General features: G+C 59.6%; 16 protein-coding genes. 9 read left to right on the forward strand and 7 right to left on the reverse strand.

Features of this window, described 5'->3' with window-relative positions; translation table 11 throughout:
* Window positions 1-51: 51 nt before the first annotated feature.
* Window positions 52-360 (reverse strand): Dabb family protein, encoded by a 309-nt coding sequence (locus PY649_RS25980; protein WP_133706777.1) that lies wholly within the window; start codon window positions 358-360, stop codon window positions 52-54.
* A 156-nt stretch (window positions 361-516) separates the two neighbouring features.
* Here PY649_RS25980 and PY649_RS25985 point away from each other — a divergent pair, with 156 nt between their 5' ends.
* A complete protein-coding gene (locus PY649_RS25985; RefSeq protein WP_285871738.1) occupies window positions 517-846 on the forward strand; it encodes an MmcQ/YjbR family DNA-binding protein in 330 nt (109 codons plus the stop codon).
* Here the strand turns inward: PY649_RS25985 and PY649_RS25990 are convergent.
* Window positions 824-1,309 (reverse strand): YcgN family cysteine cluster protein, encoded by a 486-nt coding sequence (locus PY649_RS25990; RefSeq protein WP_285871740.1) that lies wholly within the window; start codon window positions 1,307-1,309, stop codon window positions 824-826. The genes PY649_RS25985 and PY649_RS25990 overlap by 23 nt on opposite strands.
* A gap of 165 nt (window positions 1,310-1,474) precedes the next feature.
* On the opposite strand from PY649_RS25990, the gene PY649_RS25995 reads away from it, so the two are divergent.
* The 3 genes from PY649_RS25995 to PY649_RS26005 all read left to right on the forward strand — a co-directional run bounded on the left by PY649_RS25995 (window position 1,475) and on the right by PY649_RS26005 (window position 4,955).
* Entirely contained in the window at window positions 1,475-3,670 is a 2,196-nt protein-coding gene (locus tag PY649_RS25995) for a transglycosylase domain-containing protein (RefSeq protein WP_285871741.1), read from the forward strand.
* A 156-nt stretch (window positions 3,671-3,826) separates the two neighbouring features.
* Window positions 3,827-4,414, forward strand: coding sequence for a DUF1214 domain-containing protein (locus PY649_RS26000; RefSeq protein WP_285871743.1), 588 nt, complete (start codon window positions 3,827-3,829; stop codon window positions 4,412-4,414).
* The gene (locus PY649_RS26005) at window positions 4,407-4,955 is read left to right on the forward strand and encodes a DUF1254 domain-containing protein (RefSeq protein ID WP_285871745.1); all 549 of its coding nucleotides are present in this window, start codon (window positions 4,407-4,409) and stop codon (window positions 4,953-4,955) included. The genes PY649_RS26000 and PY649_RS26005 overlap by 8 nt, the downstream gene beginning before the upstream one ends.
* A gap of 135 nt (window positions 4,956-5,090) precedes the next feature.
* Here the strand turns inward: PY649_RS26005 and PY649_RS26010 are convergent, their stop codons facing one another.
* Window positions 5,091-5,258: a hypothetical protein gene (locus tag PY649_RS26010; protein WP_285871747.1), complete on the reverse strand. Its 168-nt coding sequence runs from the start codon at window positions 5,256-5,258 to the stop codon at window positions 5,091-5,093.
* A 535-nt stretch (window positions 5,259-5,793) separates the two neighbouring features.
* On the opposite strand from PY649_RS26010, the gene PY649_RS26015 reads away from it, so the two are divergent.
* From PY649_RS26015 to PY649_RS26025, 3 genes are all read left to right on the forward strand, one after another.
* On the forward strand, window positions 5,794-6,000 hold the full coding sequence (locus PY649_RS26015) for a hypothetical protein (RefSeq protein WP_285871748.1): 207 nt from the start codon (window positions 5,794-5,796) through the stop codon (window positions 5,998-6,000).
* A 383-nt stretch (window positions 6,001-6,383) separates the two neighbouring features.
* Window positions 6,384-7,427: a DUF2336 domain-containing protein gene (locus PY649_RS26020; RefSeq protein ID WP_432761410.1), complete on the forward strand. Its 1,044-nt coding sequence runs from the start codon at window positions 6,384-6,386 to the stop codon at window positions 7,425-7,427.
* A gap of 85 nt (window positions 7,428-7,512) precedes the next feature.
* On the forward strand, window positions 7,513-8,034 hold the full coding sequence (locus PY649_RS26025; protein WP_285871752.1) for a GFA family protein: 522 nt from the start codon (window positions 7,513-7,515) through the stop codon (window positions 8,032-8,034).
* Window positions 8,035-8,057: 23 nt separating this feature from the next.
* On the opposite strand, the gene PY649_RS26030 is transcribed toward PY649_RS26025, so the two are convergent.
* Genes PY649_RS26030 through PY649_RS26040 form a run of 3 tightly spaced genes read right to left on the reverse strand, consistent with a single transcriptional unit; the run spans window position 8,058 to window position 11,038 of the window.
* Window positions 8,058-8,414 (reverse strand): DUF1491 family protein, encoded by a 357-nt coding sequence (locus PY649_RS26030; RefSeq protein WP_285871754.1) that lies wholly within the window; start codon window positions 8,412-8,414, stop codon window positions 8,058-8,060.
* Window positions 8,415-8,463: 49 nt separating this feature from the next.
* Window positions 8,464-9,531 carry a peptidoglycan-binding domain-containing protein gene (locus tag PY649_RS26035; RefSeq protein WP_285871755.1) on the reverse strand — a complete coding sequence of 356 codons (1,068 nt, stop codon included), beginning with the start codon at window positions 9,529-9,531 and terminating at the stop codon, window positions 8,464-8,466.
* Window positions 9,503-11,038, reverse strand: a complete 1,536-nt coding sequence (locus PY649_RS26040) for a sensor histidine kinase (protein ID WP_285871763.1) — start codon at window positions 11,036-11,038, stop codon at window positions 9,503-9,505. The genes PY649_RS26035 and PY649_RS26040 overlap by 29 nt, the downstream gene beginning before the upstream one ends.
* 471 nt (window positions 11,039-11,509) lie before the next feature.
* Between PY649_RS26040 and PY649_RS26045 the strand changes: the two genes are divergently transcribed.
* The gene (locus PY649_RS26045) at window positions 11,510-11,983 is read left to right on the forward strand and encodes a DUF5330 domain-containing protein (protein ID WP_285871756.1); all 474 of its coding nucleotides are present in this window, start codon (window positions 11,510-11,512) and stop codon (window positions 11,981-11,983) included.
* Between the two features lie 133 nt (window positions 11,984-12,116).
* On the forward strand, window positions 12,117-12,539 hold the full coding sequence (locus PY649_RS26050; RefSeq protein ID WP_285871757.1) for a SufE family protein: 423 nt from the start codon (window positions 12,117-12,119) through the stop codon (window positions 12,537-12,539).
* 81 nt (window positions 12,540-12,620) lie between these two features.
* Here PY649_RS26050 and PY649_RS26055 read toward each other — a convergent pair whose 3' ends face one another.
* Window positions 12,621-13,052, reverse strand: coding sequence for a Ros/MucR family transcriptional regulator (locus PY649_RS26055; protein ID WP_104822432.1), 432 nt, complete (start codon window positions 13,050-13,052; stop codon window positions 12,621-12,623).
* Window positions 13,053-13,513: the final 461 nt, after the last annotated feature.

The following is a 13,513-nucleotide window of genomic DNA, read 5'->3' on the forward strand; positions in this document are numbered from 1 at the left end:
CAGTCTTTTGAAAAGATTGCCGAATAGCTGTGCTCGCCGCGACGGATCGCGCTATACCGGCTCCCGCACCGCCGTTGTGCTCTCATAATCCGCTGCAATCCGCATCTCCCGCAGCGGGCGGACCCGTTCGATGGAAAGCTGGTAGTTCGGATGCGCCTTGTAGGCGGCAAGAGCCGCTTCGTCGTCGAATTCGCCGTAGACCACAAGATCAACATCGGTGCCGAGCTGATCGGTCTTCACATTCGTGCCGATCTCCAAGAGGCGCGCATGTGGAATGGCGGTCAGGATCGACAGGCCGGAACGGACCGCCTCAAGATTGGCGCGATCGGGAACGGTGAAGAAGACGATGTGGCGGATCACGCGGAAGCTCCTTGTGCACATGCGAAGGCATGGCGCGATAGCATGCGTGCCTGATTATTTCAACGAGGAGCCGGCCCCGGGCCGCCGTTTCGTCGCGTAAGGCTAAGAGAAGCGGACGCCTACAGCGCTGTTGATTCCTATGCTAGTCTTGCAACCATGACCAACGACGACCTTGTTGCCTTTGCGCTGAGCCTACCGGAAACGGTGGAGAGTTCGCATTTCAAGAACCGGGATTTTCGCATTCGCGGAAAGATTTTCCTGACGCTTCCGACCCTGGAATTCTGCGTTGTCAAGCTGACGCCCGATCAGCAACAGATGGTGCTGGCAACAGTGTCGGAGCATATCCTCGCCGTGCCGGGTGGCTGGGGGCTCAAAGGCTGGACACGGCTTTTCCATCCTATCGTGGATGACGAAACAATACACGCGCTCGTGCGACAAGCGTGGCGCAACGTGGCGCCGAAATCTATGACTTTGCCGGGGGATTAGCTTCCATGTCGTCTTCCACCGTCAACGGCCAATCGACGATGTAGTCTTCGAAATCATTGAGATCGACATCGTTTTCGCTGACCGTGCGACCGCGCGCGGAGACGCCGGCTATATGAACCGTTTCCGGATCGCCCGATATCAGCGGATGCCACCAGTAGAGGTCGCGACCCTCGTTGACGAGGCGATAGGCGCAGGTCGGCGGCAGCCATTCCAGCTCCGGAACTTTTTCCGGCGTCAGCTGCACGCAATCGGGTACGAAATCCCAGCGGTTCGGATAGCTGGTGCAGCGACAACTTTCGCCGTCCATCAATTTGCAGCGGATCGAGGTGAAATAGACGTCGCCTGTATCCCACTCCTCGATCTTGTTGAGACAACAGAGACCGCAGCCATCGCAGAGGCTCTCCCATTCGGGCGTGCTCATCTCCGTCAGTGTCTTATTTTTCCAGAAAGGGGTATCGTCCATCGTCGTCGTCCTCGCAGCTCGCGAGGGAAATGCGGGCCGCGGCATGCATGTCTCTTGTTCTTTTCCCTAAATCAACCAATTATTCAATCCGCCAATCTATGAGAGGATAGGCTTTGCGTATCCTTAGGGAACGCGCGAGGCAGTATTGTGGTCGGGAAGTAGAGCGTGGCAGACCCATCCAACCCAGAGAACGGGCCAGAGACCAAGCCCGATGCGCAGCCGGAAGGCCAAGCGGAGCAGCGGCCGCGCCGGAAGCGACATTTTTTTCTGCGCGTCGATTCCTGGATCGACTCCACTTTATGGAACGCGGGATTTCGCCTCACCGAACTCTGGGAAGACACGACCATTTTCTTCCGCCGCTTTCGCGCCCGCGGCTGGTGGCGCATCCTCTTCGAACTGCTCGGCGAGGGACTGACGCTCGGTACCGCCGGTTCCATCGTCATGCTGATGCTCGCAATGCCGGCATTCGAAGCGACGCAAGGGGACTGGCGCAATCGCGGCAATTTCGCTGTCACTTTCCTCGATCGCTACGGCAATGTCATCGGTCACCGGGGCATCATTCATGAGAATTCAGTGCCGGTGGACCAATTGCCGGACTATTTTATCAAGGCGGTGCTGGCGACCGAGGACCGTCGCTTCTTCGACCATTTCGGCATCGATATCTTCGGCCTGTTTCGGGCACTGACCGTCAATGCGCAGGCTGGCGGCGTCGTCCAGGGCGGCTCGACGCTGACGCAACAGCTCGCCAAGAATATCTTCCTCAGCAACGAGCGCTCGATCGACCGCAAGATCAAGGAAGCGTTCCTCGCGATTTGGCTGGAGGCCAATCTCTCCAAGAAGGAAATCCTCAGCCTCTATCTCGACCGCACCTATATGGGCGGCGGAACCTTCGGCGCGGCGGCAGCAGCGCAGTTCTATTTCGGCAAGAGCATTACCGACGTCAATCTGGCCGAGGCCGCCATGCTGGCCGGCCTGTTCAAGGCGCCCGCGAAATATGCGCCGCATGTCAACCTGCCGGCGGCGCGCGCCCGCGCCAACGACGTCCTGACCAACCTCGTGCAAAGCGGGTTGATGACCGAGGGACAAGTCATCGCCGCCAGGCGCAACCCCGCCTCGGTCGTCGATCGCGCCCAGATCGAGTCACCGGATTTCTTCCTCGACTGGGCGTTCGACGAAGTGCAGCGGCTTGCCACACGTTTCCCGCAGCGATCGCTGATCGTCCGCACGACCATCGACATGGGCCTGCAGAAGGCCTCTGAGGATTCGATCGAATCCAGCCTGATGGAATATGGCGAGCGCTATCACGCCAGCCAGGGCGCGAGCGTCATGATCGAAAACGGCGGCGCGGTGCGCGCGATGGTCGGCGGCAGGGACTACGGCGAAAGCCAGTTCAACCGTGCCACCAAGGCGCTCCGCCAGCCGGGCTCGTCTTTCAAGATCTACACCTATTCGGTCGCCATGGAGAGCGGCATGACGCCGACATCGACCATCGTCGATGCGCCCATCACCTGGGGCAACTGGAGCCCGCACAACTACGAAAACCGCTATGAGGGCAAGGTGACGCTGACGCAGGCGATCGCCCAGTCGATCAATACTGTTCCCGTGCGCCTGGCCAAGGAGAAATTCGGCATCCAGCCGATCCGTGACATGGCGAAAAACTTGGGCGTGGAGACCCCGATCCGCAACGACAAGACTATTCCGATCGGCACCTCGGAAGTAACCGTGCTCGATCAGGCAACGGCCTATTCGGTATTCCCGGCAGACGGCATGCAATCGCGCCGCCACGGCATCGCGCAGATCATGAGCTATGACGGCAAGGTGCTCTATGACTTCAGTCGCGACGAGCCGCCGGCCAAACGAGTGCTCTCCGAAAAAGCCAATTCCTACATGACCCAGATGCTGACGCAGATTCCGATCATCGGCACCGGGCGCAAGGCAGCCCTCGATCACGGCATCGTCATGGGCGGCAAGACCGGCACGACCCAGGCCTATCGCGATGCCTGGTTCATCGGGTTCACCGGCAACTACACCTGCGCCGTCTGGTTCGGCAATGATGACTATACTTCCACCAACAACATGACCGGCGGCACGCTGCCGGCGATGACTTTCAAGAAGATTATGGACTATGCCCACCAGGGCATCGTGCTGAAACCGATCCCCGGCATCGACAACCCCTTCCCGGTGCAAAAGCCGCAGACGGTGGCCGCCAAGAAAACTCAGACGCCCGCCGACAACCCGCTGCCTCCGCTCATCCGGCCGCGCTCGCTATCGGTGGACTCCACGAGGATCCTGCGCGATATCGGCGAGAAACTGAAGGCGGCGGCTCCGCTCGCCGCACAGAAGGTGGCGGAGGCGAAGTAAATTGCGCTGTGTGCGGCTTCATGCTCGCCAGTTCCGAACCAACCTGTTGCCGCTTCTTTTGGTGTGGCAGGGTCCGCAATCAACCGCCCGCACTTCCCCCATCCGTCAGAATCAGGGATAAATCGCCCTCTGATTGGTCATGAGGACGATCTCAAAGTGTTCCGGGTACCCCTTCTTGTCGCGCTGTCGCTTTTGATCGCCTTCGGCGGGGGGATCCTGTTCACGCTTTTTGCGCTGGATGCGACCTCCGGTTTCGGTGCGATCAAGCTCGGTGTGTGGCAGGCATTTCCGGAAATGCACACAGTCGACGCCGATCCCTATGCGAAGTCGCATCGCGCCCGCGCCGGGCGATTGCTCTATGGCAGCGCGGAGGGGCTGGTGTTCACCGCCTCCGATGACGATTCCGGCGCCCCGTTGACCGCGGGCTGTAGCTATCGCATCAGCGGCCAGACACCCCCGGCGCGGCTATGGACCCTGTTCATAGCGGGCAGTGACGGCGAGCCGCTCGATGCATCTCCCGGCCGGCCGGCCGCGCTCAATTCTTGGGTTGTGCTGCGCAATCCGGATTCGAGCTTCAGCATTACAGCTTCGCCCGACGCGCAGGCAGGCAATTGGCTGGCGCTGCCGGCCTCAGGCAGCTTCCGTCTGGTGTGGACGCTGCTGGATTCGCCTGCAGCCGGCAATTCCGGCCTCATCGATCTGTCCATGCCGAAGCTCGTCAAAATCGGATGCGACCATGTTTAGGATCGTCTTCACCATCCTGACCGGCGTACTTGGCGCGGCGCTGCTGCATGTCATCATCATCCTCTCGCTGCCGCATTTTTCCGACCGCGATGCCTATACCCGCGTCGAGGACGAAGGCGACGAAAACCATTTTTACACGCTAGATGACAAGGATGACGATGCGGGGCTTTCCAACAGCGATCCCTATATCCGCACCGCCGTCTGCGCCTTCGACATCGGAAGCCAGCCGATCCGTCTGACAGCCAAGGGAAAGGTACCGTTCTGGTCTCTCTCGGTCTATGACGCGGCGTCGAACGAGGTCTTCAGCATGAGCGACCGAACCTCGGTCGGCGGCGTGCTGGATTTACTGATCGCCTCGCCGATCCAGCTCACGGGGATCCGCAAGGCCTTGCCGCCGTCACTTGCACAATCGATCCTGGTAGAGGCCCCGCGCGCGGAGGGTTACGTCGTGCTGCGTACGATGGCACCCCAGGCAAGTTTTGATGATGCTGCCCGGGATTTCTTGTCGGGAGCCGGATGCGATGAGTTTAGCGGACAGTGAGATTTAGCTGAAAAGCTGGAGGCCAGACCCGGTACGAACAGGCGGGCCGACCTCAGGAGTATCGCGGCGCATGCCACGATACTGAAAACACGTGAACGACATAGCGCCGGCGCATCTCGCCAGCGTCGTGCCGGACTATTTACGCTTCACCCGCTTCGGTCCCGTTCCCGGGCGATGGGAGGTGACGTCAAGGCGCTCGTAGCGCACGCCGGTGAACAGAAGAATCTTCGCCTCGACCGGCTCCTTTTGGGCCCGCGGCGGTAACTGCGACCTTCGGTCCAACAGGGATATGATCTCTGCCATTCTCGTCTCCATTTGCGGCCCGAGACGGATGAACTTGCGACTAATTTCACCCTGCCCGCGATCCAGGCGGGCTGGCGCTCCCTTCAATCTTCACCGCCTCCTGCGGTTCCGACAAAAGGGCATTCACGCCATTCTCACGGCATTCCTCAAACACCGTGACATGGACGCCCAACTGTGGCGACCATGCGAACAATCATGCGACTAAGCTCTGCAAATCGCTGTTTTCACCCGAATTGAGACATACTGTAGTTAACAGAATGTTATTCATTGCCGCACCCGGCTTGAGCTCCCCTCAAGCTTTCGCGGCACCGTGATCATCTAACGCTGAGAGGGCCGATTTGGTTTCATATGCGATGTAAAAATCTTAAGAATCATTTTGGCCATAAAACATCACAAAATCATATTGTTAAGCACAAAAAAGCCACTATCTGCGAATCGTCACTCAAGTCCGCGCGTTGCAGAAAAGTGTCACGCAAATATTATTTGCGACAACGAAAATTTAACGTATTGTATCGGGCGCAACAGAGGGCGGGCAATGTCTGCGACGGCCAACTCCTTCTTCTCCCCGGAGGACATTACTGTCCTGCGCGGTGCGCTGGACAAATGGTGCCTGGAGAAGCGGATAGATATTAAAAGCACCGAGGCCCAGTTTGCGGCAACGGCGGCGATCGGCCTATTTCAATCCGGATACAACACCTCCGACAAGCTGCTGGCGGCCTTGCGCGAGCATAAAGGGCTCTGAGTTCCTGCCCTCGCCCGGAGAATAAACCCTCGAAGCTCCTATAAGTTGAACGTGATCGTTGGCTCGTCGCTGTGAAACAGGTTCGACGGCGGCCGAGTGCCCGTGGACGCAATCAGTCCGACGAAAATTCTCCCGCCCTTCCGACGCAAGCTTAACGCGCAATTTTTATTTGGATTTTAATAAAGTTTTCACGAACCGTTAACCCTGCGCCCCTTACTCTCCCGAAAAAGCCAGATCAGGACGACCGTGTCCACGCCCGTTTCGATAGCCACCGCCGCTTGCGCCCGCATGAACCAGAGCGCGATCCGGCTCGGCCAAAGAAAGACGCAGGGCCGCATGGATTTGCCGATCAGGCTCCCGTCTTTTTTGTTTCGCGTATCAGTATGGGTGTTGGCGTGCGTGACCGGTTTCGAGACCTTGAAGAGCCTGCGACTGTCCGCAAGAAAGATGTGGTTCTGATGGCGACGGTCACCAGCTTCGAGGGCGTGACACATCCGTCGAGATCGGAGCTTCGCCAGTTTGCCGAGCTCTTTACCCCCCTCTTCCAGGCCTCGTCCGACGAGGCGAAACGCCAGGCAGTCGCCGCACTCTCGCAATGCCCGACGGTGCCGCCGGCGGTCTCGCTCTTCATCGGCTGCCAGCCGATTGCCATTGCCGCTCCGTTTCTGGCGACTTCGCAAGCGATCGACGACGACACGCTGATCACCATCGCCCGCACCCAGGGCGCCGCGCATGCGAAAGCGATCGTCCGCCGTCCGTCGCTGTCTCCCAAAGTCATTGACGCCCTTGTCAGCTTGCACCAGGCCGAGCCGGAACGCGGTATGACCCTATCGGAGACCTCAATGGGCGTCTCCGCTCCGACACCAAAACCCGAACCGAGCACAGCGGATGCCGATGCCGAGCGCCTCGCCCGCGAGGAAGCCCTTCGGCAAAAGATCAAACAGATCGCCCGCCATCTCGGCCGCAACGATAGTGACCGTTTGGGTCTGCGCAGCCTTTCGGACGTGCAGGAAGCATTGCTGGTGCGTTTTGCCCGTGAGCGCGAGGCGCAGCAATTTGCCACCACGCTCGCCGACGCCCTCTCCTCCAGCCGCTGGCTTGCCGAGCGCATCATGATCGACACGTCCGGCCAGCAACTCGCGGTAACGCTGGTCAGCCTCGGAATGGGCTTCGCCGACGCCGTCTATGCGTTGGAGCGCTTCTATCCGCACTTGGCCGAACAGCATGGCAGCGTCAGCCGTGCGTGGCTGGTGCTGGACAGCATCGATGCCGAGGAAAGTCAGGCCCGTGTCGAGGCCTGGCGCCGCGCCGACAGCTACACCTATCTGCCGCCTGAACAGAAGCCCGCACCGCGCTCCGGCGCACCGCTTTTCGGCAACAAGGCGAGTCCGATCGGCGAATTGCGTGTCGTCAGCCGGTCACGTTGACTTAGTCCACACGTTCTTGACGTGTCGGCTCATGCCGTTACGTGTTAGGATGGCAGCCTGCCGATTCATGCACGCGGACAAAGACATGAACGATGATGCGACTGCCCATTCGTTGACCGGCGGCTGCCAATGCGGCGCCATTCGCTTTGCCTGCGACCTTCCACCTCAAAATGTGCATGTGTGCCACTGCCGAATGTGCCAGAAAGCGGTCGGCGGGCCGTTTGCCGTGATCTGCCCTGTCATGAAGACCGCGTTTCGGGTGACGCGCGGCGCGTTTTCCTGGTTTCAGAGTTCTGCCCTGGCGCGGCGCGGGTTTTGCAGGGATTGCGGCACGCCCATGATTTTCGAATATCCGGAATTCGAGGACATAGGCATTCTCGTGGGAACCTTCGACCAGCCCGATCGGGCGCCGCCGGTGGCTCAATATGGCAACGAGAGCAGGGTCTCGTGGTATTCCCGCTTGCATGAACTCCCGGGAGATCATCCGACCTACGCGGTTGATCCGAATGGGTACCTGCCCCGCATCATCGCGTCGAACCGGCAGCATCCCGACCATGACACCAGCGCGTGGCCGCCAGGAACAGGCTCAATGGATCGTCTGCCCTGATTGCCGGCGGGGCTATCTCTTCGTCACAGAGGATTGCTGCGCTGTTCGGCCACAGGCACGATATCGCCTATATCGTCTGTCTCCAGCTCGATGATCCAGAGATCGGGATCGAATTTCAGCTCACGGTCGAGCATCTGCCTGACATCTTCAGATTTCCTGCGATCCATGCGGACTTCGAACAGACGCGTCCCGCTTTCCTCTTCGTCGAAGAAGCTTTGCGGAGCGGGGGCATAGAGCGTTTCCAGCCCGTCACGAAAACGCTGGCGGATGAAGATCGCTCCTGCCTCCTCCGCGCCCTTGTGTTCGACGGCAGCGAAATCGCCGCGGGCAAAAAGACGGCGGGTCAAGGCGGAAACGAAGATGTCGCTGCGCAATCTCATGGCAGAGCTATAGCGGCCGGCCGAGGACGAGGCAACCAAGGGGAGAAGGTCAAAGCGCGCCGATGTCCTGCAGTTTCTTCAGGACGGCCATGTCAGGCTCGCCGGTTTCCGGCAGCCGGTAGTGCTTCTGGAACCGGCGGATGGCGGCCTTGGTCTGTTCGCCGGCGACGCCGTCGACGCTGACATTGCTGTAGGCAATATTGCTCAAACCCTTCTGGATCTGCATCACCATGTTGACAGTGTTGACCGCATCGCTTGGCGCGCTCTTGGGCGCAGCGCTCGTCTTGAAATCTTTCTCGGCGCTTCGAATGGCGGCGGCGACGGGGTCAATGGCGGACGCGTTGGCCGAGACATTGACGGGCCGGTCCGCGGGAACCGCCGCGGCGGTTGTTTTATTCGTCGCGTGGGCGCCGGTGCCGGCATCGCTGGCCTTCAGCGCCGCCAGCAGCTCCGGGCTTGCCACGCCGGTCTCTGCCAATCCAGACGCTTCCTGGAAGAACAGGATGGCGGCTGTCGTGCGCGATCCGATGACACCGTCCGCAGTGCCGTCGTAAAGGCCATGGCGGATCAGTTCGGCCTGCACGTCGGCCACCTGCTTCGATGGAGCTGCGGTGGACGCGGCCGGCGCTTGTGTTGCCGGCAGGCTGGCGGTTCGAACCGTTTCGGCGGGGGCGGGCGCCTGCTGGTTGGATGCGGCGGCATTCGCCGCTGCCGAGTCCTGCCGCTCTATGCGGAAGGTGGTGACATTGCCGGCATCGGCTTGCTGCGTATGCAGGAAGGGCTTGCGGCCGGGGATCTGATAGGGAGACTTGGGATCGCGCGTGCGCAGCAGCGGCGACGGGTGCGTGCCCGTCTGATACCAGAGCGCATTGGTCGTAACGAAACCAAAAACCGCGAAAAAGATTGCGACACCGCCGGCAATCGCCGGATGCCGGCCGACAGCGTCGCCGAACACGCCGGCCAGAGCACCCACGCCGCGTACGCCAAGGCCGCCCAGCGCGCCAGCACCGCGCAGACCGAGGCTGCCGATGGCAACCGCCCCTCGGGAAGCAAGGCCGGGCTGCTTGCGCCTGCCCCTACCCTTTCCCTTAGGCGATTTTCGCTTTTGCGGGGCCATTCACCTCTTCCTCTTTTCGCCTCTCGTTCATCTCCAAATTATGTTTCAGACGCGGCGGAAAATCGACCGTGCGGCTGACATCCACAGGCGGCTGGATCGCCACAGCGCCGGAACCGTCGAAGGGGATAAGGATCGTTATGGCCGTGCCCTCGCCCGGCGCGCTGGCGATGGCAAAGCTGCCGCCATGCAGCGCCACCAGCCCCTTGACCAGCGACAGGCCAAGCCCGGTGCCGGCATAGCGGCGGGTGTAATCGTTCTGGATCTGCACGAAAGGCTGACCGAGCGAAGCGAGCCGCTCACTGGCGATGCCGATGCCGGTATCGCTGACCGACAGCTTCAGCATTCCGTCGGTCATTGCGGCATCGATGGTGACGGCGCCGCCGGCATCGGTGAACTTGATGGCATTGCCGACGAGGTTGATCAGAATTTGTTGGATCGCGCGCTGGTCGGCAACGATATCGCCGAGCCCGCGCTGCACGCGGCTCGTCAACGTCAGCCCCTTTTCCTTTGCCTGCAGGGCCAGCATGGCTTCGCAAGCACCGATGGAGGCTTCAATCGGGAAAGGCTCGAGCAGAAGTTCGTAGCGGCCAGCTTCGATCTTGCTCATATCGAGCATCGTGTTGACCACGGAGAGCAGGTGCGCGCCGGACTGGCGGATGAGGCCGACATATTCGCGCTGACGATTGTTCTCCAGCTTGCCGAAATATTCCCCGCTGAGGATATCGGAAAAGCCGAGAATAGCGTTGAGCGGCGTGCGCAGCTCATGGCTGACCGCGGCCAGGAAACGCGACTTGGCGTCATTGGCCGATTCCGCCTCCGCCGCCTTACGGGCAGCTTCCTCGCGAAGCTGCTGATCGTAGGAAATATCGCGCGACTGGCTGACAATCCCCGTCAGGCAACCTTCGCTGTCACGCCGCGCACTCATTTCCATGCGGATATGGACGAACTGGTCGTTGCCCTCCACAACGGCCGACCGCTCCAAACGCAGGTTGACGTCAAGGGCATCGCGGCCCTGGCGAAGCGTATCGACGGCCTGCAGGAAGAGGATGCGGTCGGAGACATGCACCTGCTCGACAAAGCCGCGGCCGGATGGGTCGCGCATCCAGCTCAGGAAGTCGGCGCGGTCGCGGCCACCGGCGGCGGTGACATTACCCTGCGGATCGAACAGGAGCACGAGACCGCAAGCTGCCTCCAGCATCAGATCACGATGTTCGACGACGACAGCCTCGACCGGCCCCGAGGCCGGGCGCTGGCGCGACAGCGCGATGCTGCCTACGGCGGAAAACAGGAAGCCTGCGCAGACAGTGGCAACGCCAACCGGCAGCGCCACGGCGGGACTGGTGATGAAGGAGAGCCCCGTCGGAACGACGACAAGAGCTGCGGACGAGGCGAGCGCGAGCCGGCGAAGGATCGCCAATTCCTGTCCACGGACCTCGCCGTTCCCGCTTGTCCGGGAAAGCCAGCTTCCGCCTGCCCGGTCCACGAAGGCTCCAGCCTTGCCAGCCATGTTACTCAATACGCGCACACCAAAACCCGTACAAACGGTCACTGATTTAACCGCACAATAGGCCTTGGCGACTTAAGGAAAGAATAAAGAACGGGCGCGCGGATCAGTCGAAAAAGCCCGAAAATCTCGTTTTGGCGCACATGGCGAGACCTTTGACTTTTGTGGTTAACGGCGGGTAAGCAGCGGATTTTATTTAGATTTCCGTTGCACGTTAACCTTTGCCTGGCGGTCGACATCCGCAAGTCCCTGGATATCAGGCAGATCGGCCGAGACATACTTAACAGCAATCGCTACAATTCTATGCAAATGCGCCTGAAATGCCGAAAGCTACAATTTGAATGAAATTTGCCGAAAATACATCCAAGTTTTGAAAAGCGCTGTTGTCCTCTGTCGAGGTAGGGTCTGGGCAACATCAAATAGACGAATTCGAATCGGCGGCAAGACCGAGCGACATAGAGGATGGGCAAGGCAATGTGGTTTCTCATTAGAGCAGGGTTCTGGTTTTCGCTGGTTCTCATGTTCCTGCCGATTTTCGCCAAGCCAGAGGGCGCTCCACGATCGGCCGACGAGCCGAAGGTGCAGGTTTCCGATGCGCTGTCAGCAGCGACTGGTGTCGTCCAATATGTCGGAGCCATGTGCTCCGAAAAGCCCGACGTCTGCCTGAAAGGTGGCGAAACGCTCACCGCGCTCAGCTATCAGGCTCGCGACGGCGCCCGCGTCGCCTACGATCTCCTGGGCCAGCATTTCAAGAACGACAAGTCGGGCGAGCAGGCCCAAGCCGTTCAGGCTGCACCGGCCACCGTCAGCCGCGAACAGGCGGCAGCCGAAGCGCAACCGATGCCCACCAAGCGCCCGATCAATACCGAGACCGCCGATGCGGTCGTCACCGGTACGGTTAAGCTGCCATCCTATATTCCAGTGCCGCTGCCGAAGCCCAGAACCTGATCTCCTCTTCCATCGATGCCTCCCCCTTATGCGCCGTGAGCTTGCCATCGCTGACGGCGTTCTTTTTTGCCATGGGTTCAAATCACCGACCATTTCCCCTATATCCAATGAGATAGACAATTGGACCGGCATGATGGCGACGCTTGAGCAGATCATTGATGATTTCTCCTTCCTGGACGACTGGGAGGATCGCTATCGCTATGTGATCGAGCTCGGCAAGGAATTGCCGGATCTGCCTGAAGAGAAACGCACGCTGGAAAACAAAGTACAGGGCTGCGCAAGCCAGGTCTGGCTCGTGACCCACACCGCAGGCGACCCGGAAAATCCGATACTGACCTTCGAAGGTGATTCCGATGCCCATATCGTGCGCGGCCTGGTGGCCATCGTGCTCGCTACTTATTCCGGAAAGCCTGCTTCGGAGATCGCCGCGCTCGATGCGCTCGACGTCTTCGGCAAGATCGGCCTCGTCGAACATCTTTCCTCACAGCGCGCCAACGGTTTGCGCTCGATGATCAAGCGTATTCGCGAAGAGGCAAAAGTGCGGGCGGCGGCATAGATTTTGCCACGCGCAGCTACGACAAAAACCCGGCTCGAAAGCCGGGTTTTTTTGTCGATGGTTTCGACGGGTTCGGGAACTTCAGCGGCTACCGCGCTTGCGGCGCTGGCCGAGGCCCATTTCCTTCGCGAGACGCGAACGGGCCTCGGCGTAGGCGGGCGCAACCATCGGGTAGTCGGCCGCCAGATCCCACTTTTCACGGTATTCTTCAGGCGAAAGACTATGATGAGTCATCAGGTGGCGCTTCAACGACTTGAAGCTACCGCCGCATTCCAGGCAGGTGATCTGATCGTCCTGCACCGATTTACGAACGGATACGGCCGGCTTCTGCTTTTCCACCACGGTGACGGCAGGAGCCGGAGCCGAGGTGTTGCTCAAGGCGGAATGTACGTCGGAAATCAGATTCGGAAGGTCGCTGACCGGGACTACATGATTGCTGACGTAAGCCGCCACGATGTCGGCGGTTAGCTCAACCAGCAAATCCTGGCCATTGCCAAGGGCCGTATCTGTCATTTTGTTCTCCTGTTCATCGGCTTGCCCACTGTGCCACGCCCCCTACAGAGCACGCAACACAGCATTGCTTTAACGTTTTCGCATGACCCTTTTGAAAACTTTTCAGTTTCCAAGGGATATGCGATGGACACTCCGCGTGAACGGTTTTGCCCATATTCGTAGCAGCCATCAGCAAAAAACGGGGCATTTCATGCCATATTGCCCGCGACACAAAATCCACCCCTAGACTTTGTATGACGAAACCCGTTCTTATACCGCCTGATGTAGAATCAGCGATGACGGAGGTAGGTCCGCCAATCCTTAACCGGAAGAAAGTTTTACCCGCCGTTCTTCAAAAGAAAGATCAAAACATTGGGCACTTAAAGCCGGCTGAGACTAACTCAACATCAAAACTCTACTTGAATCTGGATTACCACTCTTTATCCAAATGTCCAGTTTTTAATTCTATCATTTCTTTGTAA

The organism is Rhizobium mayense, from assembly GCF_030272705.1.
In the GTDB taxonomy this organism is placed as follows: Bacteria; Pseudomonadota; Alphaproteobacteria; order Rhizobiales; family Rhizobiaceae; genus Rhizobium; species Rhizobium mayense.

What these genes read in the sequence shown, in the direction of transcription:
- PY649_RS25985 (WP_285871738.1), top strand. Translation starts at nt 517, where the DNA reads ATGACCAACGACGACCTTGTTGCCTTTGCGCTGAGCCTACCGGAAACG.
- PY649_RS25990 (WP_285871740.1), bottom strand. Translation starts at nt 1,309, where the DNA reads ATGGACGATACCCCTTTCTGGAAAAATAAGACACTGACGGAGATGAGC.
- PY649_RS26005 (WP_285871745.1), top strand. Translation starts at nt 4,407, where the DNA reads ATGTTTAGGATCGTCTTCACCATCCTGACCGGCGTACTTGGCGCGGCG.
- PY649_RS26010 (WP_285871747.1), bottom strand. Translation starts at nt 5,258, where the DNA reads ATGGCAGAGATCATATCCCTGTTGGACCGAAGGTCGCAGTTACCGCCG.
- PY649_RS26015 (WP_285871748.1), top strand. Translation starts at nt 5,794, where the DNA reads ATGTCTGCGACGGCCAACTCCTTCTTCTCCCCGGAGGACATTACTGTC.
- PY649_RS26020 (WP_432761410.1), top strand. Translation starts at nt 6,384, where the DNA reads ATGGGTGTTGGCGTGCGTGACCGGTTTCGAGACCTTGAAGAGCCTGCG.
- PY649_RS26025 (WP_285871752.1), top strand. Translation starts at nt 7,513, where the DNA reads ATGAACGATGATGCGACTGCCCATTCGTTGACCGGCGGCTGCCAATGC.
- PY649_RS26030 (WP_285871754.1), bottom strand. Translation starts at nt 8,414, where the DNA reads ATGAGATTGCGCAGCGACATCTTCGTTTCCGCCTTGACCCGCCGTCTT.
- PY649_RS26035 (WP_285871755.1), bottom strand. Translation starts at nt 9,531, where the DNA reads ATGGCCCCGCAAAAGCGAAAATCGCCTAAGGGAAAGGGTAGGGGCAGG.
- PY649_RS26040 (WP_285871763.1), bottom strand. Translation starts at nt 11,038, where the DNA reads ATGGCTGGCAAGGCTGGAGCCTTCGTGGACCGGGCAGGCGGAAGCTGG.
- PY649_RS26045 (WP_285871756.1), top strand. Translation starts at nt 11,510, where the DNA reads ATGTGGTTTCTCATTAGAGCAGGGTTCTGGTTTTCGCTGGTTCTCATG.
- PY649_RS26050 (WP_285871757.1), top strand. Translation starts at nt 12,117, where the DNA reads ATGGCGACGCTTGAGCAGATCATTGATGATTTCTCCTTCCTGGACGAC.
- PY649_RS26055 (WP_104822432.1), bottom strand. Translation starts at nt 13,052, where the DNA reads ATGACAGATACGGCCCTTGGCAATGGCCAGGATTTGCTGGTTGAGCTA.